At 31.0% G+C, this 26,957-nt stretch carries 23 protein-coding genes and 1 pseudogene; 5 read left to right on the top strand and 19 right to left on the bottom strand.

Annotated elements, in window-relative coordinates:
- Positions 1–413: 413 nt before the first annotated feature.
- From CD116_RS12595 to CD116_RS12580, 3 genes are all read left to right on the top strand, one after another.
- Positions 414–1,373 carry a leukocidin/hemolysin toxin family protein gene (locus CD116_RS12595; RefSeq protein WP_047529056.1) on the top strand — a complete coding sequence of 320 codons (960 nt, stop codon included), beginning with the start codon at positions 414–416 and terminating at the stop codon, positions 1,371–1,373.
- A 471-nt stretch (positions 1,374–1,844) separates the two neighbouring features.
- On the top strand, positions 1,845–2,078 hold the full coding sequence (locus tag CD116_RS12590; RefSeq protein ID WP_047549641.1) for a hypothetical protein: 234 nt from the start codon (positions 1,845–1,847) through the stop codon (positions 2,076–2,078).
- Positions 2,079–2,684: 606 nt separating this feature from the next.
- The gene (locus tag CD116_RS12580; protein WP_047424987.1) at positions 2,685–2,870 is read left to right on the top strand and encodes a hypothetical protein; all 186 of its coding nucleotides are present in this window, start codon (positions 2,685–2,687) and stop codon (positions 2,868–2,870) included.
- Between the two features lie 249 nt (positions 2,871–3,119).
- On the opposite strand, the gene CD116_RS12575 is transcribed toward CD116_RS12580, so the two are convergent.
- From CD116_RS12575 to CD116_RS12565, 3 genes are all read right to left on the bottom strand, one after another.
- Entirely contained in the window at positions 3,120–3,467 is a 348-nt protein-coding gene (locus CD116_RS12575; protein ID WP_047549644.1) for a complement inhibitor SCIN family protein, read from the bottom strand.
- 156 nt (positions 3,468–3,623) lie between these two features.
- A complete protein-coding gene (gene efb / locus CD116_RS12570; RefSeq protein WP_047424983.1) occupies positions 3,624–4,121 on the bottom strand; it encodes a complement convertase inhibitor Efb in 498 nt (165 codons plus the stop codon).
- Between the two features lie 263 nt (positions 4,122–4,384).
- The gene (locus tag CD116_RS12565; protein ID WP_047424981.1) at positions 4,385–4,891 is read right to left on the bottom strand and encodes an SA1002 family membrane protein; all 507 of its coding nucleotides are present in this window, start codon (positions 4,889–4,891) and stop codon (positions 4,385–4,387) included.
- An 833-nt stretch (positions 4,892–5,724) separates the two neighbouring features.
- Between CD116_RS12565 and CD116_RS12560 the strand changes: the two genes are divergently transcribed.
- Entirely contained in the window at positions 5,725–6,120 is a 396-nt protein-coding gene (locus tag CD116_RS12560; RefSeq protein WP_047529064.1) for a formyl peptide receptor-like 1 inhibitory protein, read from the top strand.
- 355 nt (positions 6,121–6,475) lie between these two features.
- On the opposite strand, the gene CD116_RS12555 is transcribed toward CD116_RS12560, so the two are convergent.
- The 13 genes and pseudogenes from CD116_RS12555 to zapA form a co-directional block, all read right to left on the bottom strand.
- Positions 6,476–6,805 carry a fibrinogen-binding protein gene (locus tag CD116_RS12555; RefSeq protein ID WP_047549647.1) on the bottom strand — a complete coding sequence of 110 codons (330 nt, stop codon included), beginning with the start codon at positions 6,803–6,805 and terminating at the stop codon, positions 6,476–6,478.
- Positions 6,806–7,295: 490 nt separating this feature from the next.
- Positions 7,296–7,799: a YfcE family phosphodiesterase gene (locus CD116_RS12550; protein ID WP_047447509.1), complete on the bottom strand. Its 504-nt coding sequence runs from the start codon at positions 7,797–7,799 to the stop codon at positions 7,296–7,298.
- Positions 7,792–8,379, bottom strand: coding sequence for an XTP/dITP diphosphatase (locus CD116_RS12545; RefSeq protein WP_047549650.1), 588 nt, complete (start codon positions 8,377–8,379; stop codon positions 7,792–7,794). Before CD116_RS12545 ends, CD116_RS12550 begins: the two co-directional genes overlap by 8 nt.
- Positions 8,380–8,390: 11 nt before the next feature.
- Positions 8,391–9,191: a glutamate racemase gene (gene racE / locus CD116_RS12540; protein WP_047549653.1), complete on the bottom strand. Its 801-nt coding sequence runs from the start codon at positions 9,189–9,191 to the stop codon at positions 8,391–8,393.
- Positions 9,192–9,424: 233 nt separating this feature from the next.
- On the bottom strand, positions 9,425–10,240 hold the full coding sequence (sdhB, locus tag CD116_RS12535) for a succinate dehydrogenase iron-sulfur subunit (protein ID WP_047424971.1): 816 nt from the start codon (positions 10,238–10,240) through the stop codon (positions 9,425–9,427).
- Positions 10,240–12,006, bottom strand: coding sequence for a succinate dehydrogenase flavoprotein subunit (sdhA, locus tag CD116_RS12530; RefSeq protein WP_000818287.1), 1,767 nt, complete (start codon positions 12,004–12,006; stop codon positions 10,240–10,242). Before sdhA ends, sdhB begins: the two co-directional genes overlap by 1 nt.
- Before the next feature lie 51 nt (positions 12,007–12,057).
- Complete coding sequence (locus CD116_RS12525; RefSeq protein ID WP_047424969.1) at positions 12,058–12,672, bottom strand: succinate dehydrogenase cytochrome b558 subunit; 615 nt, start codon at positions 12,670–12,672, stop codon at positions 12,058–12,060.
- A 324-nt stretch (positions 12,673–12,996) separates the two neighbouring features.
- A complete protein-coding gene (uvrC, locus tag CD116_RS12520; RefSeq protein ID WP_047549655.1) occupies positions 12,997–14,778 on the bottom strand; it encodes an excinuclease ABC subunit UvrC in 1,782 nt (593 codons plus the stop codon).
- 323 nt (positions 14,779–15,101) lie between these two features.
- Entirely contained in the window at positions 15,102–15,416 is a 315-nt protein-coding gene (gene trxA / locus CD116_RS12515; protein ID WP_001018928.1) for a thioredoxin, read from the bottom strand.
- A 172-nt stretch (positions 15,417–15,588) separates the two neighbouring features.
- Positions 15,589–17,937 (bottom strand): endonuclease MutS2, encoded by a 2,349-nt coding sequence (locus CD116_RS12510; protein WP_047549660.1) that lies wholly within the window; start codon positions 17,935–17,937, stop codon positions 15,589–15,591.
- Positions 17,938–17,946: 9 nt separating this feature from the next.
- Complete coding sequence (gene polX / locus CD116_RS12505; protein ID WP_047549663.1) at positions 17,947–19,659, bottom strand: DNA polymerase/3'-5' exonuclease PolX; 1,713 nt, start codon at positions 19,657–19,659, stop codon at positions 17,947–17,949.
- A gap of 72 nt (positions 19,660–19,731) precedes the next feature.
- Positions 19,732–20,253: a CvpA family protein gene (locus CD116_RS12500; RefSeq protein ID WP_047529080.1), complete on the bottom strand. Its 522-nt coding sequence runs from the start codon at positions 20,251–20,253 to the stop codon at positions 19,732–19,734.
- 7 nt (positions 20,254–20,260) lie between these two features.
- Positions 20,261–20,520: pseudogene (gene zapA, locus CD116_RS12495) on the bottom strand (cell division protein ZapA).
- A gap of 378 nt (positions 20,521–20,898) precedes the next feature.
- On the opposite strand from zapA, the gene rnhC reads away from it, so the two are divergent.
- On the top strand, positions 20,899–21,837 hold the full coding sequence (gene rnhC, locus CD116_RS12490; protein WP_047529083.1) for a ribonuclease HIII: 939 nt from the start codon (positions 20,899–20,901) through the stop codon (positions 21,835–21,837).
- Between the two features lie 201 nt (positions 21,838–22,038).
- Here rnhC and pheT read toward each other — a convergent pair whose 3' ends face one another.
- From pheT to CD116_RS12475, 3 genes are all read right to left on the bottom strand, one after another.
- Complete coding sequence (pheT, locus tag CD116_RS12485) at positions 22,039–24,441, bottom strand: phenylalanine--tRNA ligase subunit beta (protein WP_047549666.1); 2,403 nt, start codon at positions 24,439–24,441, stop codon at positions 22,039–22,041.
- Positions 24,441–25,499, bottom strand: a complete 1,059-nt coding sequence (pheS, locus tag CD116_RS12480; protein WP_047424954.1) for a phenylalanine--tRNA ligase subunit alpha — start codon at positions 25,497–25,499, stop codon at positions 24,441–24,443. Before pheS ends, pheT begins: the two co-directional genes overlap by 1 nt.
- Positions 25,500–25,878: 379 nt before the next feature.
- The gene (locus tag CD116_RS12475) at positions 25,879–26,619 is read right to left on the bottom strand and encodes a TrmH family RNA methyltransferase (protein WP_047530484.1); all 741 of its coding nucleotides are present in this window, start codon (positions 26,617–26,619) and stop codon (positions 25,879–25,881) included.
- Positions 26,620–26,957 lie beyond the last annotated feature (338 nt).

Raw genomic sequence — 26,957 nt, 5'->3', positions numbered from 1 at the left:
TTCGCACTTGTTAATATGTAGTTAATTTTTATTTAATATTTAATTAATTGATTTAATTCTAAAGTGTTTGTATTTTTATATTGTAATCGATTACATTTAAATTTAAACAAATCCTTAGTTTTAGAGAAATTAATCAATAGAATTAGCTATGTCTTTTCCTTGATTCATAAAGAATTCATTCAAGTTTGACTAACCTTCGAAATTGAAATGCTTCCTTTCAAATATTAAATAAAAGTTAAAAACATATTCTTAAAATAAATACTCATCATCACTCAATAATTTAACAGATGCTACATTAAAAATTACTAATATAAGCGATAATTAATATTTGATATGTATACAGCTACAAAGTAATAAGTTGACATATTAATTATTATTACCTCAAATCGTTTAAAACTAGAAGGATGATGAAAATGAAAACACGTATAATCAGCACAGTAACATCAACACTATTGCTAAGTTCTATATTAATGACCCCTATTGCTAATGCTGCAGATAGTGATATTAATATAAAAACTGGTACAACCGATATAGGAAGCAATACTACAGTTAAAACAGGTGATTTAGTAACTTATGACAAAATAAACGGCATGCACAAAAAGATTTTTTATAGTTTTATCGATGATAAAAATCACAATAAAAAATTGCTAGTTATTCGAACCAAAGGTACCATTGCCGGTCAATATAGAGTTTATAGCGAAGAAGGTGCTAATAAAAGTGGTTTAGCTTGGCCTTCAGCTTTCAAAGTACAGCTAGAACTACCAGATAATGATGCAGCACAAATCTCTGATTACTATCCAAGAAATTCGATTGATACAAAAGAATATATGAGCACTTTAACATATGGATTTAACGGTAATATAACTGGTGATGATTCTGGAAAAATTGGAGGACTTATTGGCGCATCTGTTTCAATTGGTCACACACTAAAATATGTTCAACCAGATTTCAAAACAATTTTAGAGAGCCCAACTGATAAAAAAGTAGGTTGGAAAGTCATATTTAACAATATGATGAATCAAAATTGGGGACCATATGATAGAGATTCATGGAATCCAGTTTACGGTAATCAACTTTTCATGAAAACAAGAAATGGATCTATGAAAGCCTCAGAAAATTTTCTTGATCCTAACAAAGCCAGTTCATTATTATCTTCTGGCTTCTCACCAGATTTTGCTACAGTCATAACTATGGATAGAAAAGCTACAAAACAACAAACAAATATTGATGTTATATACGAACGCGTTCGTGATGACTACCAATTAAATTGGACTTCAACAAACTGGAAAGGTACAAATAATAAAGATAAATGGACAGATCGTTCTTCAGAAAGATATAAAATTGATTGGGAAAAAGAAGAAATGACTAATTAACGAAGCAGAGTATGTTCATGAGCATTTAAATATTGGTAATATAACAATAGCCGATTGTATCAGCAATGATGCCTTTCGGCTATTTTAGTTATAGTAAAAATTCTTAAGTTATAATTACCAATAATTTGAAAATGAAATATATTATTATTTTGTCAAATTAAATAGCAGAAACTTCCTTTTAATATTTTCTAGAAGTCGATCTTTTAAATTCATTTTGTCAAACCCTTTATCTAAAAGTTTTGAAATTGTTCAAAACTTATTGAACACATTATGTGTTAATATATTTGCAGAATTATTCTAAAACCGTTTTAAAACTATACTGGAATAAGAAGATAAAAAGTATAATAAGTACATATAATTGAAAATAATTTCTAGAAAACTAATTAATGTATATCTAGATATTGTACGAAGTTATATGAATAGGTTAAACTTAAATTGAATCAATTTAAATGTTCAAGGAGGACGCGACAAATGGTTTTTAAAGATTGGGAAATTAATGTTGTTTACTCAGGGAAACATGAAGTAGTTGCAAATGAAAGTAGTTTATTTGTCATAGATGAAGATTATGATGTAGCTATCGCAATCAAATATTTAGACAACAAATTAAAAGTTAGTCATATAAATTATGGATCTGAATTTATAATTGATACGGCTAATAAAGTATTTGAGTTGATTATTCATAATCCAAATGTTGACGTTAATTAAGTATTAAAAAACATTTAGAATCATAAAAAGCATACTATATATATTCTTTTAAAAGTAAAACGAATGACAATCAAAGGATTCGGATAATCATTACACTATAAAAAATAAATTGTTTAAAGTATTTAAAATAACAACAGTAAGGTGGTGACCAAAAATTAACATTGTGTATAACATCATTGTATATATAGCATGCATGATTAACTTCGGATTAATTATAGTTCCGTTGTTAACTAGGTCTAACGTGGATTTTGTATGGACATCACCCTCGTTAATATATATGATTCTTTTAACACTTCTTATCTTAATTGTTTACATTAAAACTAAAGATAGTATACATTTAACAATATTTATACTTAGTATTGCATTAATTATTTTATACTGTGCACCTTTACTCTACATGTATATATTCTAGTGTTTCATTAATTTTTAATGCGTCAGTTTAAGAATAATCAACTTGGAAGACAAACTATACTTGTTATTATCACATTAGCATATTTAGCTAAATATTTATTTAATAAACATCTTTACTTTAGCTTTATACCTTTATTTTAGTTATGTTTTCATCTATTTTAATGAATTAAACATTTAGATTAAGGAGTAAACATCATGAATAAACATATAAATAAAAAAACCGCAAAGCATCTTGAAGATTATAAAAAGGTTCAACAAAGAAAATCGGAAGAAACAGATAAAGGTTGTTTAAAAAGTGTCATCATGCTTATTGTCTTATGTCTATTAATTATTTTTGGTATTGTGGCATGTTCTACAAATGTTAACTTTTTCTTCCAATAAAATTGGATTAAGTAAAATTCATTACATTTCAAAAGTAATTTGAATTTAAAACAGGAGAGCAATATAAATATGTTTAAAATGTCATGAAGTCATTTCGTACATAACATTTAAATGATTATATTTATATTTGTCTCCCCTAACTTTTGATGTAGTGCTCATACATCATCCCTATAGTATTGAATTTATATCCATACAAATAAAAAACAGGTGAAGACAATTATTTTTGTTGTCTTCACCTGTTTTTTATTATCAATTTATAATTGCATCTATTTCTTTGTAAATGTTTTCTAACGCTACTTTAGCATCAGCCATTTTTGCGTAATTGTTACTCTTTAATGCTGCTTTAGCTTTATATCCATTCATCATAATCGTACGTTTATAATATGGATTTAAACTTCCAGAAGCCAAATCGTAGGGATTTAGTTTGTTTAATAAGTTTTTCAACTCTTCCGCAATTCTTTTATCATGGTACTGACTTTGTGTTAAATAGTTTTCTTTGCTACTCGCTTCTGCTTTATTGCCTTCTAAACTTGATACTGCAGTTGATGTTAGAAGTAATGCTAATGATCCTGTTAATATATATTTTTTAACTTTCATTGTAAACTCTCCTTAAAATTTGATACTTATCAAGTATATAATCAATTTCAGGAAAATTACATTAACCTATCATTAAATGAATTAAATAATTTATTAACAATAATTAACGTAACATTTAATTATTTATTTTTTATTGCGCAATAACCCATTATTGCTCTACTTAACAAAACCTTGCTTTAATACTTGATCAATTCGTTCTTGTAAAACTATTTTCTTAACTTTATATTCAAATGAAACTAAGTTGACTGCCTTTTGCGCTTTTCTGTGTGCACTTACAGTATGAGTTTTTTCAAATTCTCTCACAAGATTTTGAGCTTGAATTAATTTTTGTTCCTTTTTAATAGTTACATCACTTTTCACTGCTGGTTTATTAAACTGTGGACGTGCACCATATTCGAATGTACCATCGTTAAATTCTAAAATATTATAGTCATGTCTAATTTTAATATATTTAGGTGTTGAGTTAAATTTTGGTCTAGATTGATATTTAAAAGTACCATCATTGTACTCTACGATATTATGATTAATGCTAACTGGTTTCTTTTCTCTTGGACCATATCCTTCGCTCGCATCTGCAGTTGACGCAATTGTAGTTGTAGTAATACCAATTGCCGCTATCGTTAATAATGATTTTGCTATCAATTTATTTTTCATGTTAATTATCCTCCAAATTGTTCTCTTACATTTATTAGGTTATCCTATTTATACAATTTTTGAAATTAACTATTTATTAATTAACTATAAACACTTTATAATATATGCAAAATATAGTTATCTATCATGTGACGCTTCAGTACTTATACAATATCCAAAAAATTAATACTACTACCTTTTCAAATTTTAAAATTAAAACCACACAACAAAAAAGACACCATTTTTAAATTAGGTGTCTGGTAGTATTTTATAATTCATCGATGTTATTTGTAACTTCTCATTCTATAGTTAAATATTGTGACCCAACTAATAATCAAAGTTGGTAAAATTACTAAATTCAAATTAGAAACGTCCAAAAATACAGATTGGAAATTATCGATGTTGATATCATTAATATCCATTTTTTCGTTCACTGCTTGATAAATCGCAAAGTAAACTAAGAACCATTGGATTAAATGTTCTAACACAAGAACCTCTGTCAAATCGACATTCTTTTTTCTAAATAGTAACCTAACTATAAATAATTGGAATATACTTGAAATCAAGATTAAAATAATCCCCATTAAGAAAAAGCTACCAAAATCAATTGTAATTAATTGAGCTATGCCGTAAATGATAATGGCAGAGATAGCTAACGAAATATATCCAATAAAGATGAATATGACACCCATAAAGAGCGTTTTTAAGAATAGTAATGGCTTCTTTCTGTTGGTAACTAAATAACTTAATATACAAAGTAAAAAAAGAATTGTTATAATTTTAATTATCATCGTTAGACCTCAAAATATTTATTTTTATCTTTATTATTTAACATGAAAAAATAACAACCACTTAGGTGATTGCCAACTATACTTAATGCCTATGCTTTAGTAAGCATGGCACGTACTTTTAATAGATTTTGAGTTGCTAATAATGCGTGTAGTGAATTTTACTCACTCAAAACAGGCATAATACAACTAATAGTATCATTTTTAACTTATATATTAATCATAACATATCAATCAAATTTAGAATATATCTCTTATTTCTATATAAGTAAAAATATACATTTTAATTACTTCTCCACCATTAATCTCTTTATTTTTTATGGAAATAATTCAGCAAAATTAATACACTTAAATCACTTTAACTATTTATCATCATTAATAATTAAAAACCAAAATCATCAAACTTTGTAGTTCATTTTAACAATAAATATAATTTCGGAATAAGTAAGGAAGGAAGTGGGACAGAAATAATATTTTTACAAAATTTATTTCGTTGTCTTACCCCAACTTGCATTGTCTGTAGAAATTGGGAATCCAATTTCTCTTTGTTGGGGCCCCTGACTAGAATTGAAAAAAGCTTGTTACAAGCGCATTTTCGTTCAGTCAACTACTGCCAATATAACTTTTTAGAGCATAGAACATTGATTTATGTCTCAGGCTCTTCCAGATTAAAAGATAAATTAAAATTAGTACTATCATACATTGTATTAAACATTATTAAAAAGCACTTAATTTTAATTAATGAACTGTTAACTGGCAGTTGTTTGAAACCATTTGTAGAATAATAATGTACTCGCTATCTTAAGTACAAAACTATTTTACAGGGAGAACTTATTATGAAAAAAAGCACAACAAAAATTATTATCGCCTCTTCAGTAATTGCAGTAGGACTGCTAACTCAAACACAAAATGCTAAAGCTTATAACCATGAGTGGAAAATCTTAGATATTTTAAAGCAAATGGAAGATGATGAGAAAAAAGATCAAGCACGTGCTGATCGATTAATTAAAGAAGCTGATGAAAAAGGAACAGCTTATAAAGGCAAAACAGTTGAAGATTTATATGTAATTGCTAAAAAATTAGGTAAAGGTAATAAAAAAGCTGTAGTAAAAATAAAAGATGGTGGACCTTATGACTTCTATACTTTTGATATTACACGTCCATTAGAAGAACACAGAAAAAATATTAAAGTTGTTAAAACTGGTGAAATCAGTGAAATTACTTGGCAATAATTAATATGTTTAATTAAATAGTTACACGTCAAAATGTTGGATAATAATGCTAACATTTTGGCGTGTTTTTTTATTATACGATTTTCTCAGCATCTTTATACCTTTTTAATAAGACACAGCTTTTCCCCATCTACCACTATGTCTATTTCATTTTTTAAATAGTTAACACTTTTGATTCGCCTTTTTAATTATAATACATGCATATTCAACTATTACAACCAACTTTAAATTTTTTATAATTATATCTTTATCCTATTATACATATTAAAATTAGCAAAATATTATAAATATATTATATGGATTAGCAAATAATAAAAAAAATAAAAAGCCATACTTGCAGCATGGCTCTCTGAATTTATTTTAAAGTATTATATTTTAAAACTAGATTGATTTGTCTTTGTAATTTTTTCTTTTCATAACTTTGTTCGAAATGGATTAAGTTAACAGCTCTTTGTGCTTTACGGTGCGTTGCAACAGTTCTAGTACGTTTGAATAAGTTTACAGCTTTTTGTGCATCCGCAACTTTTTTATTTACTTGCTTTTTAAAGTTTGCTTGATATTCATTATATTTTTTTACAGCTTCAACATTTTTAGTTTGTGCATGAGATTCACCAGCAAACATTGATACCGTTAAACTAACAGCAGCTAGACTTAAAATTGATTTCCCAATAAAATTCTTTTTCATAATTAATAACACCTATCCTCAAATATTTATTTTGTATATATTTATAATAATAGACAGATACAAAAAACTACATTAACTATTTATTAACTAAACATTAATATTTGCGTCACTACATTTCTGGATTTCAAGAATTTTGCTAATCTATATTTTAACCAGCTAATTATTGATATAATTTATACTTTTAGAAATCCTTTTAAATATGTATATGAATCATGAATTTAACTAAAATTTCAAAATTCCTTAATTATTAAAACCTTAATTTTATACTTATTAATAATAGACTTTTAACCAAGAAATCAACATGATTCAACAATATAGAACCATCAATAGTCACATTGCCTAAAAGTAAAATTCTCGATTGAACGTGAACACGTTATTCATTCCGATTGCCTTATAAAATCTTCGGAAATACTATTTAACAAACTTACATATACACAACTACCAAATTAAATCATGCCATAAACTAAAAAAAGCCATAACTACTTTCTATTTAAAAAGTAGTATGACTAATTGTTTCATGTTGTCTATTTTTAAAATTAACAGCACCCTTTAGAGTTTGATCATCAACAATGACTTCTGCATATGTTTCTTCCAACGAACTTCTCGATTGAGATATACTGCCAGGATTAATAACATGCACACCATTTATATACTCATATTTTGCCACATGTGTATGTCCATAAAATGCAAATAAACAACCTAATTCATGTGCTTTTTCAGCTAATAAACCTCTTGTTCGGTTAACTTGATATAAATGTCCATGAGTATAAAGAGCTTTCACAGCGTTACATTTAGCAATTGCTTCATTTTCAAATTCTGGATAAAAATCACAATTACCTTTCACTCTGCAAAATAAACTAAGCTCCGTATCATCATATTCAAATTCTGAGTCACCTAAATGCAAATATACATCAGCATCTGGATGTGACTCATATATTTGATATAAAATACCTGATTCAGTATGATTATCACTTACAATAATCCATTTAGACATGTTGATCACCTTCAAGATAACTTTGTAATAAATTAATTGCATTTCGTCTGTGGCTAATTTGACCTTTTTCTTCTTTAGAAAGTTGTGCCATCGTTTTATTTAATTTTGGAACATAAAAAATCGGGTCATAACCAAAACCATTATTACCATATTTCGCAGTTGCAATTTCACCAGATACAGTGCCTTTAAAAACTTTTGTTTTCATATCAGGACCACTCATACTAATTACACAGACAAATTGTGCTCTTCGATCAGTATGATTTCCAAGTTTATTTAATAACTTTTCAATATTTGCCTCATCACTTTTATTTTCACCGGCGTATCGTGCAGAATAAATACCTGGCTCACCATTTAATGCAAAAACTTCTAATCCACTGTCATCTGCAATGACCGTTTTATTCAGCAGTTTTGCAGCAGCTTCTGATTTTAATATAGCATTTTCCTCAAATGTAGAACCTGTCTCTTCTACATCAAAGTCAGATATCAATTCTGAAATACCTATGACGTGATGATTTGGAAATATCACTTTAAAATCCTTAATTTTCCCTTGATTATTCGATGCAATTACAATCTCTTCCATTGAAAATCCTCCTAGTCATTCACTGAAATTCGTTCCACATTTACAGTTAAATTGAGCCACTCTTTGATAATGTTAGTAATGTGTGTTGTATCGCCTGTTGCAAAAAATCGATGGCTTGGGTTTTCAGTATAACTTGCATGTTCATTGCTAAATGTCAATAACGCACTTACTTCACGTGCAGTTTCCAATCCAGATGAAATCACAGTTTTTTTACCACCAAAGTAATCATAAATAGGTTTATATAGCAATGGATAATGTGTACAACCTAAAATTACTGTATCAGCTTTACTATTTCTCCAACGCTTCAATGTTTGATGTATGACAATGCTCGTTATCGTTGGATCATTATAACGCATTTGCTCTACTAATGGAACGAAACCTGGACAAGCCACGCCATGTACCTCTACATGTGGATTTATACGTTTTATATGTGTACGATAAGCTTCAGATTTAATTGTACCTTCCGTACCTAATATTAATACATTTTGATTTCTAGTCGTCATAATCGCTGTTCTAGCACCTGGTTCTATTACACCAATCACTGGAATTGATAATGATTTTTGTAAATATTCTAAAGCAACAGCTGTTGCAGTATTGCAAGCAATCACAAGCATTTTTATATCAAACTCCATTAATTTACGAGCGATTTCGACTGTATATCGTTTTACTTGTTCTCCTGGTCTTGGCCCATATGGACAGCGCCCAATATCACCTAAGTAATAAATTGTCTCATTTGGCAACTGACGCATAATTTCTTTAGCTACTGTCAAACCTCCGACACCAGAGTCTATTACACCTATTGGTTTATTCATATTCGGTCATCCTTACTTTTAATTTAATTTTTAGTTTATCATAACTAAGCATTGGATTTTAGTATTATGCATTGTGTTTACTGACATTATAATATAATATTTATTTTAAATCAGTTCACTATCATATGGCCATGTAATGTGACTATTAAAAAATCCCTTCTAAGTTATCGTGAATCTCCATTCAATTTAATATTGAAAGGAACATAGCATTTTAACTCAAAAGGGATTTATTTTTATTCTACTTCATGGTCTGAACCAAAGAATGATTTAAACATATGGAATGTTGTCTCTCTGTTCATTGCTGCAATGGATGTTGTTAATGGAATACCTTTAGGACAAGCATTAACACAGTTTTGTGAATTACCACACTGCTGTAAGCCACCAGTACCCATTAATGCATTTAAACGTTCATCTTTAGTCATAGATCCTGTTGGATGCAAGTTAAACAAACGAACTTGTGAGATTGCTTGTGCACCAACGAATTTATTATTTTCAGTAACATTAGGACAAACCTCTAAACATACACCACATGTCATACATTTAGATAATTCATAAGCTGTTTGACGTTTTTTCTCTGGCATACGTGGCCCAGGACCTAAATCATAAGTACCATCAATTGGAATCCAAGCTTTCATACGTTTCAAGTTATCAAACATTCTTGAACGATCAACTTGTAAATCTCGAATAACTGGGAATGTGTTCATCGGCTCTAAACGAATAGGTTGTTCTAATTGATCAACAATCGCTGAACATGATTGTCTTGCACGACCATTAATAACCATTGAACATGCACCACAAACTTCTTCAAGACAGTTCATGTCCCAGACGACTGGCGTTGTTTTTTCTCCATTAATATTAACTGGGTTACGTCTAATTTCCATTAAACAAGCAATTACATTTAAATTTTCTCGATATGGAATTTCAAACGTTTCTTCATATGGTTTAGATTCACTTGTATCTTGACGTTTAATAACTAACTTTACAGTTTTTTGTTTTGGTTTACTTTGTACTTCATGTTGTGGAGTGTCTTTTACTGATTGTTCAGTCATTATTTTTTACCCCCTTTAGACTTACTTGTATAATCACGTTTACGTGGTGGTATTAAACTCACATCGACGTCATCATAAGTAAATTGTGGTTTTTCGAATGCTCCTTGGAATGAGGCCATTGTTGTTTTTAACCACTCTTCGTCATTACGTTCTGGGAATTCTGGTTTATAATGTGCTCCTCTTGATTCGTTACGATTATATGCACCAATCGTGATAACACGCGCAAGTACTAACATATTCCATAATTGGCGAGTAAAGAATACAGCTTGGTTGCTCCAAGTTTGAGTATCTTCCATATCAATATTTTCATAACGTTTCATCAATTCAACAATCTTTTTATCTGTTTCTAAAAGTTTTTCATTTTCACGAACTACGGTAACATTAGCCGTCATAATCTCACCAAGCTCACGATGTAATTTATATGCATTTTCAGTACCACGCATAGCTAACAATTTATCAAAACGCGCCTGTTCTTCAGCTTTACGTTCTTCAAAAATGCTTTCATCCATATCAGTATATGATCGATCAATATTTGAAATATAATCAATCGCATTTGGTCCTGCTACTGTACCACCATAGATTGCTGATAATAATGAGTTCGCACCTAAACGGTTACCTCCATGTTGAGAAAAATCACATTCTCCAGCTGCAAATAAACCTTTAATATTTGTCATTTGATCATAATCTACGTATAATCCTCCCATCGAATAATGGACAGCTGGGAAAATTTTCATTGGTACTTTACGTGGATCATCACCAGTGAATTTTTCATAAATTTCAATGATACCACCTAATTTAACATCTAGCTCATGTGGATCTTTATGTGATAAATCAAGGTATACCATGTTTTCACCGTTGATACCTAGTTTTTGGTTTATACATACATCAAAAATTTCGCGTGTCGCGATATCACGAGGTACTAAGTTACCATAATCTGGATATTTCTCTTCTAAGAAATACCAAGGTTTACCATCTTTATATGTCCAAATACGTCCACCTTCACCACGTGCTGATTCACTCATTAGTCGAAGTTTATCATCTCCTGGAATCGCAGTTGGATGAATTTGAATGAATTCACCATTAGCATAAATCGCACCTTGCTGGTACACGATCGAAGCTGCTGAACCAGTATTAATCATTGAATTGGTCGTTTTACCAAATATAATACCTGGACCACCAGTAGCCATAATAACAGCGTCTGAACCAAATGTTTCTATTTCAGCAGTTGTCATATTTTGTGCAACAATACCTCTTGCAGTATCGTCGTCACCTTTAACTATGCCAAGGAATTCCCAACCTTCATACTTCGTAACTAATCCATCTACTTCATATGCACGTACTTGTTCATCTAGTGCATATAATAATTGTTGTCCAGTTGTTGCCCCTGCGTAAGCTGTTCTGTGGTGTAACGTACCACCAAAACGTCTAAAATCTAAAAGACCTTCATTTGTTCTATTGAACATTACGCCCATACGGTCTAATAAATGAATAATTTTGGGTGCTGCCTCAGTCATCGCTTTAACAGGTGGTTGGTTTGCAAGGAAGTCTCCACCATAAACTGTATCATCAAAGTGAATCCAAGGAGAATCACCTTCCCCTTTAGTATTGACCGCACCATTAATGCCACCTTGGGCACAAACAGAGTGCGAACGTTTTACCGGTACAACTGAGAACAAGTCTACATGTGCACCTTTTTCTGCCGCTTTAATTGTTGACATTAAGCCCGCTAGGCCACCTCCGACAACAATAAGATGTTTCTCTGCCATAAAAATGTCACTCCCCTAAATTTTCAATCTATTTTTGTTAAATGCGATGTATTACATAAAGGCAATAATTGCAGTAACACCAATATACGAAATAACTAAGAATACGAATAATGAAACCCATGTAAATGCACGTTGTGATTTTGGAGATTGTAGCCCGCCCCAAGTAACTAAAAATGACCATAAGCCATTTGCAAAGTGGAACACAACTGCAATAATACAAACGATATAAAACGCTGCCCAAAATGGATTTTGTAACGTTTCATGCATTAAATCGTAATTCACTTCTTTGCCGTAAAATGCTTTTTGTAAACGTGTTTGCCATAAGTGAATACCTATAAAGATAAATGTTAAGATACCACTCACACGTTGGAAGAAGAACATCCAGTTTCTAAAAATTGAGTAATGTCCAACATTTTCCTTTGCCGTAAACGCAATGTGTATACCAAATAGACCATGATATAATAGTGGAATATATATGAATAAAAATTCTACAATAATTAGAAATGGTAATGATTCCATGAAATTCGATGCTTTATTAAACGCTTCAGCACCTTGTGTTGCTTGGTGGTTCACTAATAAATGAACGACCAAAAATGCACCTATTGGGATAATACCTAATAACGAATGTATACGTCTTAGATAAAATTCATTTTTTGATTGAGCCAAAAGGAGTCCCCCCTGTGAACGAATATTTAATTTATTGAGCTATTTATATTAAAAGTACGCTAAACCCCTAAAATGTTTAAAATTTCTAACGTTGTTGTTATCACTAAAGTAATCATATTAAAGACAAATACACATTGGACGATCACCAAACTGCATGTCGAACAATGTAAAATTTGGATTTAATATTTAAAATTACAATTGGATGATAATCTTTCTCATTTAGAAAACGCTTCCACGCACATTCAAAAAAATAACTTTGTTAACCATATTGTAACATTATTTCTTATATTTTGGGGCATGAGAATGATTCTCACGCCCTGTAATTTATTTATGCAGTTGATCTTGTAAGTTCTTGGCGACATTTTCAGGAATTCCAATGTTTTTTAAATCTTCAAGTGTAGCTTCTTTCATTTTTTTAATAGATCCAAATGTACGTAGCAATAATGTTTTACGTTTGCTACCTATACCATCTATATCATCAAGTATCGATTTTAAGCCAGTCTTTTGACGTGTTTGCCTATGGAATGTGATGGCAAATCTATGGACTTCATCTTGAATTCGATGTAATAAATAAAATGCTTGGCTATTTTTCTTAAGCGGAACAATCTCTGCACTTGCACCATATAATAGTTCAGATGTCTGATGTTTATCATTCTTTTGTAATCCAGCTACAGGTATATCTAGTCCTAATTCATTTTGTAATACATCAATTACTCCATTCATGTGCCCTTTACCACCATCAACAATTATCAAATCAGGTAATGGCAATCCTTCATTTAACACACGTGTATATCGACGTCTCACTACTTCACGCATCGACTTATAATCATCAGGTCCTTGCACCGTTTTAATTTTATATTTTCTATAATTTTTCTTATCTGGTTTACCGTCTACGAAAGTAACCATCGCTGAAACTGGATCAACACCTTGAATATTAGAATTATCAAATGCCTCAATTCTAATAGGTGTTTGAATCCCCATTTGAGTTCCTAGTTCTTCAATAGCTTTGATTGTTCTTGACTCATCTCGTGATATCAATTCAAATTTATTATTTAACGACACTTTAGCATTATGTGCTGCAAGATCTACCATTTCCTTTTTAGGACCTCTCGCTGGTTGAACAATTTTAGTATCCACAACAGATTGAATCATTTCTTTATCTAGATTGCGTGGTACATGAACTTCTTTAGGTAAAATATGTTGGTTTAAGCTATAAAATTGACCAATAAATGTATAAAATTCTTCCTCTTCGGTTTGTTGTAACGGAATCATTGTTGTATCGCGTTTAATCATATTCCCTTGTCGAATAAAGAATACTTGAATACACATCCATCCTTTATCAACACTATATCCAAATACATCACGAATCGTTTTATCCGCTGACATAATTTTTTGTTTGTTAGTTAAGTTTTGAATGTGTTGAATTAAATCTCTATATTCTTTAGCACGTTCAAAATCCAATGATTCACTTGCAGTTAACATACGTTCTTCTAAACTTTTTAATATTGTTTTATCTTCACCATTAAGAAAGTCTGTAATTTCCTTCGTCATTTGTGCATATTTACTCAAATCAACATCATATACACAAGGTCCTAAACACTGTCCAATATGATAATATAGACATAATTTATCTGGCATTTTATCACATTTGCGATATGGATATATTCTGTCTAATAATTTTTTTGTTTCTTGGGCAGAATACGCATTCGGATAAGGTCCAAAATATTTACCGGTACCTTGTTTAACTGTTCTCGTTACAAGGAGTCTTGGATATTTTTCTTTTGTAATCTTAATGAATGGATAACTTTTATCGTCTTTTAATAAAATATTGTATCTAGGTTGGTATTGTTTGATTAGATTTAGTTCAAGTAATAGTGACTCAGTTTCACTTGATGTAACGATAAATTCAAATTGTCGTATTTCACCAACGAGTCTCGTTGTCTTAGCATCATGCGCGCCCGTAAAATATGATCTAAGTCGATTCCGTAACTTTTTAGCTTTTCCGACATATATTACTTGATTATTACGATCTTTCATCAAATAACATCCCGGTTCCATCGGTACAACGTTCAATTTATTTTTAATTGCTTGTTTATAATCTTCCAAAAATATCCCCCCTTCTTATTAAAATTAAAAACATTCCTCTAATAGTCACGCTTACTTTTAAAAGCCTTTTTAAAATCTCAATAAATATGTCATTTTCAAATCAAAACATCAGTTAATAAATAATTCCCTCAGTAAAAAATTACTATGGTACATAGTACTGGGTGTTATTTATTTAACACAATATATCTCAAGAAAATTTTATATGGATTCAATTCATATTTAAGTAACAACTTTTCTATAAAAGCTCTATCATTATATAACAACACAAAAATAAAAACTGGAGCAATTCATAGAAGAATGCCCCAGTCGTCATTAGTTGTAACTTATAAATGTTTATCTAAAACTTCAGCTAAGTTTTCTTTTGGTTGGAAACCAACAACTTTATCAACTGGTTGACCATCTTTAAAGACGATTAATGTTGGAATACTCATCACTTCATATTTAGCTGCTGTTGATGGGTTTTCATCAACGTCTAATTTTAAAATATCAGCTTTACCTTCGTAATCAGCTGCTAATTCTTCTAATACTGGAGCGATCATTTTACATGGACCACACCATGTTGCCCAAAAATCTACTAATTGTACACCAGATTCTACTTTTGAATCAAAATCTGCATCAGTTACTTTTACGATTGCCATAAATGCCAATCCTCCTTAATTATTGTTATGATGTTCAAATTATATCAGATATCATGCTTCATGTATTTCTATTTGCTCAATTTTTATGCTTATTTCAAATAACATGTTAGAAATGTAATATTGTTGCTTTTCATTATTTTAACTTTAGCTATTTAAATTATCAAACTATAATTTATTTTAATGTTGCAACAGTGACACCGAAGCCACCTTCACTTGGCATACCACCTCTAAAATCACTTACACTTTTATGTTTTTTTAAATGCTGTTGTACGCCTTTTTGAAGCGCACCTGTGCCTTTTCCGTGAATTATATATACTTGCTCATAATTACTTAAAACTGCTTGATCAAGATATTGATCTAACTCCATTAAAGCATCTTCATAACGATAGCCCCGCAAATCAAGTTCCGTTTTAATAGTTTGTCGATTTTGACGTGTAACCATTTTAGTTGGTTTAACTTTTTCTTTTTGTTTTTTTTCTAAATCGTCAATTGGTAATTTCATTTTAATAATGCCCATTTGAACAATTGCTTCTTCATCATTAACAATTTCTAAAACTTCACCTTTTTGTCCATATGACAATACTTTTACTTCATCGCCAGCGACAATTTTATCGTATTTTTGTTTTTGAACATTTTGTTTAATAGATTTTGCTTCATAGTGATCATCTAGTCGTTTTTTCTTATCAATAAGTTCATGCTCTTTAACATCTGCACCTTTTTGTTCTCGCAATTGTCTTAAGTCTTTAATGATTTCATCAGCTTCTTTTGTTGCCGATTTAATTCGTTGATTCGCCTTTTCTTTAGCATCCTCAATTAAAGACTTTTCATAATTTTGATATTGATGATATTGCTTAGTTAAGTCATCATGTACTTGTTCCGCTTCCTTAACAAGTCTATCTAACTCTAATCGCTGTGTTTCTACACGTTTATAATTTCTCTCTAATGATTCAATCATTTCATTTATTTCTTTTTCATCAGTACCAATCATAGTTTTAGCTTTGTTAATAATATTCAAACTAAGGCCTAACTTTTTAGAAATGTCAAAAGCATTTGAACGACCCGGCACACCCATTAATAATTTATATGTTGGACTTAATGTATCTACATCAAATTCTACACTTGCATTCATAACGCCTTCTCGATTATAACTATATGCTTTAAGTTCAGGATAGTGTGTCGTTGCCATTACTAGAGAACCAATTTTTCTAACATGATCTAAAATGCTCATTGCTAATGCTGCACCTTCACTTGGATCAGTACCAGCACCTAATTCATCAAATAACACCAAACTATGTTTATCTGCATGCTTTAAGATTTCAACTATATTTGTCATATGCGATGAAAAAGTTGATAGTGATTGTTCGATTGATTGCTCATCACCAATATCACAATATACATTTTTAAACACACTTAATTGACTGCCATCTAGTGTCGGAATTAACAAACCAGATTGTGCCATAACAATGATTAAACCAAGTGTTTTTAAAGTTACCGTTTTACCACCTGTATTTGGCCCTGTAATAATTACAGTCTCAATATCCTCCATAAATTCAATCGTATTAGCTACAACAGTCTCACGATTTAATAATGGATGGTATGCTTTCGGTAAATATACCGTACGTTCCTCTTTGAATATAGGCTTTGTCCCTTTAATACTTCTACTATATCTCGCTTTCGCTATTAAAAAGTCTAATTGCCCCATAACTTGTTCTGCAATGAGTAATGCATCTTTTTCAACTGCAACATTACCAGTTAATTGAGTTAAAATACGTTCTTTTTCAATTGCTTCATCATGACGTAATCGACTAATTTGATTATTCATTTCGACAACAGATGAAGGTTCGATATATAACGTTTGACCTGATGCTGATTGGTCATGAACAATACCATTAAAGTCTTGACGATACTCCGCTTTAACAGGTATAACATTTCTTTCATTACGCACAGTTACAATAGCATCTGATAATTTTTTTTGATTTGCTTGGCTTTTAACAATACGATCTAAGTTTTGTCTAATACGTTGATTTGTACTCGAAATTTTACTTCTAATTCCTTGTAATTCATAACTCGCACTATCATATAAATCGTACGTATCACATGTTTCATTAATTTGCTGAAAAAGATCTGTCAAAACTGGTAATTGATTCATCTTTTCATCTAAAATAGCATATTTAACTTCTTCATCTTCTTCAACTAATTGGTTATAAAAAGTCTTGAATTGATTTTGCACTTGAATTAATCGTTTGATCAAGTTGAGTTCAGATACATTTAAAACGCCGCCAATGTCTGCTCGATGAATTGAAGCTGATACTTTTGACAATCCACTAAGACTAGGCAATCGATGCTTATTATAAATTTGTGCAATTTCATCAGTTTCTTCCATTTGAAATACAACTGTTTCATAATCGGTCGCTGGTGTCATTTGATTTACTTTTTCCAACCCTAAGTCACTAATTGTTTCATTGGCAACGAGTGATTTTATTTTTTCAAATTCTAAGACGTCTAATGTTTTTTGTCTCATAAAATCCCTCTATTTCTTAAGTTTTTTATTATTTTCAATAAATTCTTTAAAGGCGTCACGAGATAGTGTGTTTATAACTCTATCCTTTGTAACAAAACCTTTTTGTGCAGTTGCTACACCATATGCCATAAATTCTAAATGATTTATATGATGTGCATCTGTATTAATAGTTAGTTTAACATTTGGATATTTTCGAACAATATCTGCATTTAGATCAAGTCGATGCGGGTTTGCATTAATTTCCAAAATTGTGTTCGTTTCTACAGCTAATGATACTAATTGTTCAATATTTGGCTTATAACCTTCTCTTCTGCCTATGATGCGTCCTGTTGGATGCGCGATATGTCGTACATAAGGATTACGACATGCATTTGCTAAACGTTCCATAATTTGTTCTTCTGATTGATTAAAACTTTGGTGTATAGCTGCAATCACATAATCTAATTGTGCTAGAATTTCATCATCATAATCAAGTGTGCCATCAGGTAAAATATCCATTTCTGTACCTGAATAAATATCAATTTCTTTATATTCTTTATTTAACGCTTTAATTTCTTCATTTTGTCGCAAAAGTCTCTCTACTTGCAAACCATTAGCTACACGTAAACTTTGTGAATGATCTGTAATTACCATATAATCGTATCCTTTAGCAATATTTGCTTCTACCATGTCACGAATTGAAAACGCACCATCACTGTACGTTGTATGCATATGAATATCTCCATTAATATCATCTAAAGTGATGATATTACTTAAATCTTTGTCGAATTCGCTCCCATCTTCTCGCATAGCAGGCGGAATAAAATTAACATTAAAATGTTCATATATTTTTGTTTCACTATCATATTGAATTAACGTACCATCTGCTTGTTCAATACCATATTCACTTACTTTTTCATTCCGAGCTTTTGCAAGTTGTCGAATTCTAATATTATGTTCTTTTGAACCTGTAAAATGTTGCAATGTATGATAAAACGCACTTGGTTCAATTAAACGGAAATCTACGCCAATGGTCTCATCGTCAAAAGATAATTCTAAAGATACCTTTGTATTCCCAACTGCAACTTCTTTAACTTTATTGGGTATATCCAACAATTGTTGTTGGACTTCTTTTGGATTATTTGTACTAATAATAAAATCCAGATCTTTACTCATTTCTTTATAACGTCGGAAACTTCCAGCTGATGAATATTGATCAATGCCTTCTAAAGCATCTATATAATCAATAATTTCTTTATTAAGTCTTCGCATTTGATCAATTGGATAACTATCTTTTTTAGCACCAAGTTGCTTAACAGCTTCTAAAATATTTTGCTCAGTCTTTTTAGCAAAACCACTTAATTCACTTACTTTACCGTTTTCACAAGCAACCTGTAAACTTTCTTTATCAACGATATTTAATTCTTTATATAATTTGGCAATCTTTTTACTACCAAGTCCTTGAATTTTCAATAGAGGAATCAATCCTGCTGGTACTTCCTCCTGCAATTGTTGTAAATATTGTGATTCTCCAGTATTTCGATAATCATTAATAACTTCTGCAACACCTTTGCCGATACCTTTTAATTCCGTTACATCAGAAATATCTTCTAATGGACGTTCATCTAATTCGAGACTTTGCGTCGCTTTTCTATAAGCAGAAACTTTAAAGGTATTTTCACCTTTTAATTCCATATAAGTTGCAATTTGTTCTAATAATTTAATAACATCTTTTTTTGTCATAATAACACTCCATAAAAAGAAGACCAGGACGTATCTTTAATATATACCTTTGTCCTGACCTCTTATGATTAATTATAAATTGATTGTGAATGCCGATAAATACGGTATGTGATATATCAACGAATGACTCACTATTGATATTTTGAGTTGATGTTGTAACGCTTCATTTGGGTACAATGCTAGTAGATATAGTGTAAAGTTTAAGAATAAAATCGCCATTAATACTCCTACAACCATACCCATTGCACGACTGAAAATATGAATGTTTTGATACGCTACTATTTTATCAAAAGTTACGATAATTAGATATAAAATGAACTTGCAAAGTAATGCGATTAATAAAAATGCAACAATCGCTTCAAATCGATATTGTAGATGATTAAAATGAAACGCAAATTTAGTACTGAATGCTGCTGTTTTTGGATATGGAATAAAAACAATTAATCGTTCTACAATTGATTTATAAAATTGATTAGCAATCCATAATGATACAATTGTCGCGCTAAAGTGTATTAAAGAAAGCCAAAAACCACGTCTAAATCCAATGATTACAAAGAAAACAAAGATAAGTATTATTATAAAATCGATGATCATTTAATGTTCACGCTGCTGTAATTGGTGAATTTGTTTTTTCAAACGACGATTTTCTTCTTCTAATAATACTTTTTCATGCATAATATTTACAGCAGTCAAAATTGCTTTTCTAGAAGTATCTAAACCTGCTGCTTTATAGCCTAATTCTTTAATTTTATCGTCAACTAAATGTGCTACATAACGAATATGCTCTGGGTTATCTTCCCCCACTATAGTAAAAAGCTGATCATTGATAGATACGTTTACTTTATTTTTAAACTGTGCCATTTAATATTTCTCCTGATCCTTTATTTATAAACTAAATTTAAGTTATAAAGCATGACTTCGAAGTTTGATTTTGCTGTTAATTAATTTTATTAAATTGAAATCACAACTCAAACTTTAAAGATAACTGGATGATTTTTATATTTATTTACAACTTTAAATTTTTAAAATGAAGTAATGATATTATTATTCGATGCTTCATCATGATTTAAATTGTGTCACTATAACATTTTCATAAACATTATACATGACCACTATGTATTTTGTAAGTATCAGCAATTAATTCTTTATAACATATAATAATGTTACTGACACTCTGCTCATTTATGATATGATAATTTTTGCTAACGATTATGATTTCATATGAAAGGATTTATTCAAATGGCGAATATCGTATTCAAACTGTCAGATAAAGATATAGCAACATTAATGTCACGCATATCGTTTGATACTGAACAATTACCTCAAGGTATGAAAGGACGTAGTAAATTTCAAAATACGACTATAAATATTTACAACTCAGGTAAAGTGATGTTTCAAGGTAACAATGCAGAAACTGTCGCTAAAGAACTACTACCGAATTTCTCACAAGTAAATACAACTAAAAGTACCAAGAAGACAAATTCCAAATCTGATAATGATATTACTTTAAAATACAACCAATATAACTGTATAGGAAGTGATGAAGCTGGCAGTGGTGATTATTTTGGACCTTTAACAGTATGTGCTGCATATGTTTCAAAAGAACATATTCCTATTTTAAAAACATTGGGTGTAGACGATTCAAAAAAATTAACCGATGTTAAAATCGTAGAACTTGCCGAACAATTAGTCACTTTTATTCCACATTCTTTACTGACATTACATAATGATAAATACAATATTCAGCAAGCAAAAGGCTGGACACAAGTAAAAATGAAAGCTGTACTACATAATGAAGCGATAAAAAATGTACTCGATAAAATCGAGACTTCTGAATTGGATTATATTGTCATTGATCAATTTGCAAAACGCGAAGTATACAGTCATTATGCTTTATCTGAAGTTCCATTGCCAAAACAGACTAAGTTTGAGACTAAAGGCGAATCCAAGTCACTTGCGATAGCAGTTGCAAGTATTATTTCCCGCTATGCATTTGTGACATATATGGATCAAATTTCAAAAAATATTAATATGACAATTCCTAAAGGTGCTGGTGCCAAAGTAGATTTAGTCGCTGCTAAAATAATAAAAAAATATGGCATTTCTCGATTAGATACAATATCAAAAAAGCATTTCAAAAACCGTGAAAAAGCCCAAAAAATTTTAAAGCCTCTTTGATTTTTAATCATTAGAGGCTTTTATGCAGTGATGCGTAGCATCATCTGTATTCCTTTATTCCTCTTTGATTTTTTTCTCAATGTGAAACCTAATAGTTCTCCTATTAGGTAAGTCATACTATTTTTTTGGTTCAAAAGTAAAACCCCATGTTAGGTATATCTTTCTACTTCAGATATCCTAATCCACGGGGTTTTATTGTTATTATCTTATAACAGCACCTTGCTCAATTAAAGCTGCTTCAATTTTATCTTGCACTTTAGAAACACGTTCATCTGTTAATGTTTCCTCTACATCTAAATAATTCAATCGTATTGCAATAGATTTCTTACCTGCTTCTAAATGGTCCCCTTGATAAACATCAAATACAAGTGTATCTTTTAAAATTTTCCCACCATGTTCATGAATCGTAGCTAATAAATCAGCTGCTGGAATATTTTGATCCACTTCCAAAGCTATATCACGAGACATACCTGGGAATCGAGGTATAGGCTGATAGTTAATGTAACCAACTGATACTGACATTAACACATCAAAATTCAATTCAAAAACATATGTGCGTTTCAAGTCATTTTCAGCAGCTAAAGTAGGATGTAATTCACCGATAAAACCAACTACTTCATTATCTAATAATATTTCAGCAGTGCGGCCTGGATGCAAACCATCAATATTTGCTCTACGATATTCAAACACAAGGTTTAATTTTTCAGCTACTCGATCTACAACACCCTTCGCTAAATAGAAATCAACAACCTCTTTCTTATCTTGCCATTGATTCACAACATAATCACCAGTTAAAATACCACTCAAATATTCAACTTGATCTGGTAATTCACCTACGCTATTTGCAAAGAAGACATTTCCAATTTCAAATAATTTTACATCTTTATTTTTACGCGCCACATTATAAGAAGCCGCTTCAATCAAATGTGGTAATAAACTTTGTCGTAGTGAAGCATGCGCCTCACTCATAGGCATTAATAAATCAATCGTTTCACGTTGTTGCATCGCAAATGCTGTTGCATTTTCTTTCGATACTAATGAATAAGTAATCGCTTGATCTAATCCAGCACCTTCTAAGACTTCTTTAACCATTCTTGTTTTATATTGACGATCCGTTAACTGACCACTCGTTACTTTATCAAAGACTGGTAATGTTGAAGGAATGTCATCATAGCCATAAATACGTGCAACTTCTTCAATTAAATCTTCTTTAATCGTAATATCTTTACGACGTGATGGCACGTTTACAGTAATCACATCATCATTCAAATTAGTTTCAAATCCTAATTGATTAAAAATAGTTACAATATCACTTTGTGTCAAATCGAATCCGATTGTGCGATTAATTTTTTCAGCAGTAATATCGATAGGTGTAATTAAATCACCTAGATTTCCAGAAGCCACAGTATCTTTTAATACTTTGCCGTTTGCGTATGTTTGTAATAAATAACACGCTCTGTCAACGGCTTCGTTTACAAATTCTGTCGCAATACCTTTTTCAAAATGACTTGATGACTCACTTCGTAAATTTAAACGTCTTGAAGTATGACGAATTGAAACAGGGTCAAAAATTGCACCTTCAACAACAATATTAGTCGTGTAATCTTTAACTTCAGAGAAATCGCCACCCATTACACCTGCTAAAGCAATCGGTGTCTGACCGTTAGTAATAACGATATCACTTGTTAATAATTCACGCTCTGTATTATCTAAGGTTGTCATTTTTTCGCCTTCATTAGCTTGACGTACAACGATTTGTTGTGATCCTATCGCATTTTGATCAAACATGTGTAATGGTTGACCGTATTCTAATAGTACATAATTAGAAATATCAACAACATTATTAATCGGACGGATACCAGCTTTTATCAGTCTTGCTTGCATCCATATTGGTGAAGGCGCAATTGTGACATCATGAACAACACGTGCACTATAATATGGTACTTTTTCTTCATTTTCAATCTTCACAGTCAATTCATCATTTGCAGATACATCAAGCTCATGTGATGCGGTCTCTGGCTTCGTCATTTTTGTATTATATAATGCAGCAACTTCATACGCAGTACCAATCATACTTAATGCATCAGCTCTGTTTGGTGTTAAATCAAATTCCATTACTTGGTCATTTAAATATAAAGCTTCCAATGCATCTGATCCTGGAACTTGTTTATCATTAAAAACGTAAATGCCAGATTCATAATTTTTAGGTACGTAATTACTAGAGATACCAATTTCTTGAAGTGAACAAATCATACCTTCTGAACGCTCACCACGTAATTTGGCGCGTTTAATTTTAATACCACCTGGTAATCTGCCACCAACTTTTGCAACAATGACATATTGTCCTGCATCAACATTTGGTGCACCACATACAATTTGTACAGGTTCTCCCTCTCCGATATCTACTTGGCAAACATTTAATTTATCAGCATCTGGATGCTTTGTTTTTGACTCAACATAACCTATTACTAAGTTTTTAATATCTTTAGTGTAGTCTATTAAATCATCTACTTCTATTCCTGTACGTGTAATACGTTCTGCTAAATTAGTAACAGAATCAGTTACTGTTACATATTCTTTCAACCATTCGTTTGATATCAACATTACATGTCACCTCTATCTTCTACTGCTTTAAATTGATCTAAAAATCTCACATCATTTGTATAGAAATGACGAATATCTTCAATTCCATATTTCAACATAGCAATTCGGTCTGGTCCCATACCAAATGCAAATCCTGAGTATTCTGTTGAATCAAATCCTGCCATTTCTAGTACGTTAGGATGAACCATACCAGCACCTAAAATTTCAATCCATCCAGTGTGTTTACAAACATTGCAACCTTTACCTTTACATTTGAAACATGATACATCTACTTCAACTGATGGCTCAGTAAATGGGAAGTAACTTGGGCGTAAACGAATTTCACGATCAGCACCGAATAATTTTTTCGCTAGCAATTCTAGTGTACCTTTTAAGTCACTCATCTTAACATTTTTATCAACAACTAAGCCTTCAATTTGCGTAAATTGATGACTATGTGTTGCATCATCAGAGTCACGACGATACACTTTACCAGGACAAATAATTTTTACTGGACCTTGGCCATTACGAGATTCCATTGTACGGGCTTGAACTGGCGATGTATGAGTACGTAGTAAAATCTCATCAGTTATATAGAAACTATCTTGCATATCACGAGCAGGATGTGATTTAGGTAAATTCAACATCTCAAAGTTATAATGGTCTTGTTCAACTTCATAACCATTAACAATTTCATAACCTAACCCTAAGAATAAGTCTTCAATTTCTTCAATTGTTCGTGTTAATGGATGTTTTGAACCTATTTCAATGTGTCGACCTGGTAATGATACATCAATAGTTTCTTCAGCCAATTGCTTGTTCAACTTTTCTTTAACTAGCATTTGTTGCCTTTCATCTAGTTCATTTTGAATTGTTTGACGTAATTCATTTACCTTTTGACCAAAAGCTGGCTTCTCTTCATTAGGTAAATCTTTCATCAATTTCATTAAGCCACTAACTGATCCTTTTTTACCTAAGTACTTCACTTTAACTTCTTGCAGTGCACGTTCATCATTCGCTTCATTAATATCGACAAGCGCTTGTTGTTTTAACTCTGACATTGTTTGTTGTTCAGACATATGCCACTGACCTCCCTATTTATACTGTTCATTTTCAAATTTTTATGTTTGTTGTTTAACTAAAAAAAGACCTTCATCCTCTTAAAAATAAGGGACGAAAGTCAATTCCGTGGTACCACCCAAATTTATGCCTACGCATACACTTGTTTAATATTGATAACGGATTGTCTTTCCGACTTAAATCTCTTTAAGTAACCAAAAAGGTGAAAAGACTTTAAATAATTGGAATAACTTACAGTCTCGGTCATTCTCCCTGAAACAATTATTTGTATAAATATCCATGCCTTTTTATTGGTTTATATTCAATTGTGTATGCTATCACGTTGATAAGTTCTGTTAAACAATTAATTACAATTATATCGGAAAACTTTCAACACGGTCAACCTTTCAAATGATAAAGTAGAATACTACCAGCGATTGCCACATTTAAGCTTTCAGCTTTACCATAAATTGGAATGATTAAATTTTGCGTTGTATGTGCTAATAACTCTGGATTAACACCTTCACCCTCGTTACCTAATAGCAATGCAAATGAATCACTTGTAGAAACTTCTTTATATGCTACTGCATTTTCAAGAGCCGTGCCATATACAGGACCATCAAATTGAGAAATAAATGTAGTAAGGTCTTGTGTTATTACAGGTAAATGGAATACGCTACCTTGGCTAGCTCTTAAAACTTTATCTTGATATGGGTCTGTTGTACCTTTTTCCATGATTACTGCATCTATCCCTGCCGCATCAGCTGTTCTAATTAATGTCCCTAAATTTCCAGGATCTTGAACACGATCGATTAATAACACTTGTTGGGCTTTTGAAATATCATATTGTGGCTTTTCAATGATTGCGAAAAAGCCTTGTGGTGTTACTGTACCTGATAGAGATTCAGCAACTTTCATATTAATTTCAAAAACTTCATGCGCGTAATCGATAATCTCTTGATTCAGTCGCGCCGGCTCAATCGCGAATAATTGTGTAATGACGATATCACTTTGATATGCTTCTTCAATTAAGTGAACACCTTCAATTAAAGCTAACCCTGTTTTATCTCGCTCACGCTTCTTTTTCAGCTTATTCGCTTGCTTAATTCTATTATTTTGTGCTGAAGTTATTTGTTCCATATGTAGCTCCTCACTTAATTTTAAAAATCGAAATATCGATTATTAATTAGATGAATCCATTTGATCGTATTGTCGATATTAATAAATCAATTTTAACACTCTTAATATTTCAAATTTATAAATTTCTTTTATCGATACTACTACTATAAATCATACGCCTTAAAATATCATTATTATTTCAATTCTTCATTAAAATAAATTAATTCGATAAAATTATTGGCTATTAAAAAACATATTCAAATCACACTATGTTTCAATAACTTGCCTTTATCTTTTTTATGTTCAATCAAAACCACCCGTGTGAACGGGTGGTTTGTTCTACGGCTATAAGCCTTCCT

Source organism: Staphylococcus schweitzeri (genome assembly GCF_002902405.1).
GTDB lineage: Bacteria > Bacillota > Bacilli > Staphylococcales > Staphylococcaceae > Staphylococcus > Staphylococcus schweitzeri.
This window is presented reverse-complemented; position numbering and strand designations above follow the sequence as displayed.

Bases quoted from the DNA above. Each gene is read 5' to 3' on its own strand.
- CD116_RS12595 (WP_047529056.1), top strand. From the start codon at position 414: ATGAAAACACGTATAATCAGCACAGTAACATCAACACTATTGCTAAGT.
- CD116_RS12590 (WP_047549641.1), top strand. From the start codon at position 1,845: ATGGTTTTTAAAGATTGGGAAATTAATGTTGTTTACTCAGGGAAACAT.
- CD116_RS12580 (WP_047424987.1), top strand. From the start codon at position 2,685: ATGAATAAACATATAAATAAAAAAACCGCAAAGCATCTTGAAGATTAT.
- CD116_RS12575 (WP_047549644.1), bottom strand. From the start codon at position 3,467: ATGAAAGTTAAAAAATATATATTAACAGGATCATTAGCATTACTTCTA.
- efb (WP_047424983.1), bottom strand. From the start codon at position 4,121: ATGAAAAATAAATTGATAGCAAAATCATTATTAACGATAGCGGCAATT.
- CD116_RS12565 (WP_047424981.1), bottom strand. From the start codon at position 4,891: ATGATAATTAAAATTATAACAATTCTTTTTTTACTTTGTATATTAAGT.
- CD116_RS12560 (WP_047529064.1), top strand. From the start codon at position 5,725: ATGAAAAAAAGCACAACAAAAATTATTATCGCCTCTTCAGTAATTGCA.
- CD116_RS12555 (WP_047549647.1), bottom strand. From the start codon at position 6,805: ATGAAAAAGAATTTTATTGGGAAATCAATTTTAAGTCTAGCTGCTGTT.
- CD116_RS12550 (WP_047447509.1), bottom strand. From the start codon at position 7,799: ATGTCTAAATGGATTATTGTAAGTGATAATCATACTGAATCAGGTATT.
- CD116_RS12545 (WP_047549650.1), bottom strand. From the start codon at position 8,379: ATGGAAGAGATTGTAATTGCATCGAATAATCAAGGGAAAATTAAGGAT.
- racE (WP_047549653.1), bottom strand. From the start codon at position 9,191: ATGAATAAACCAATAGGTGTAATAGACTCTGGTGTCGGAGGTTTGACA.
- sdhB (WP_047424971.1), bottom strand. From the start codon at position 10,240: ATGACTGAACAATCAGTAAAAGACACTCCACAACATGAAGTACAAAGT.
- sdhA (WP_000818287.1), bottom strand. From the start codon at position 12,006: ATGGCAGAGAAACATCTTATTGTTGTCGGAGGTGGCCTAGCGGGCTTA.
- trxA (WP_001018928.1), bottom strand. From the start codon at position 15,416: ATGGCAATCGTAAAAGTAACTGATGCAGATTTTGATTCAAAAGTAGAA.
- CD116_RS12510 (WP_047549660.1), bottom strand. From the start codon at position 17,937: ATGAGACAAAAAACATTAGACGTCTTAGAATTTGAAAAAATAAAATCA.
- polX (WP_047549663.1), bottom strand. From the start codon at position 19,659: ATGACAAAAAAAGATGTTATTAAATTATTAGAACAAATTGCAACTTAT.
- CD116_RS12500 (WP_047529080.1), bottom strand. From the start codon at position 20,253: ATGATCATCGATTTTATAATAATACTTATCTTTGTTTTCTTTGTAATC.
- rnhC (WP_047529083.1), top strand. From the start codon at position 20,899: ATGGCGAATATCGTATTCAAACTGTCAGATAAAGATATAGCAACATTA.
- pheT (WP_047549666.1), bottom strand. From the start codon at position 24,441: ATGTTGATATCAAACGAATGGTTGAAAGAATATGTAACAGTAACTGAT.
- pheS (WP_047424954.1), bottom strand. From the start codon at position 25,499: ATGTCTGAACAACAAACAATGTCAGAGTTAAAACAACAAGCGCTTGTC.
- CD116_RS12475 (WP_047530484.1), bottom strand. From the start codon at position 26,619: ATGGAACAAATAACTTCAGCACAAAATAATAGAATTAAGCAAGCGAAT.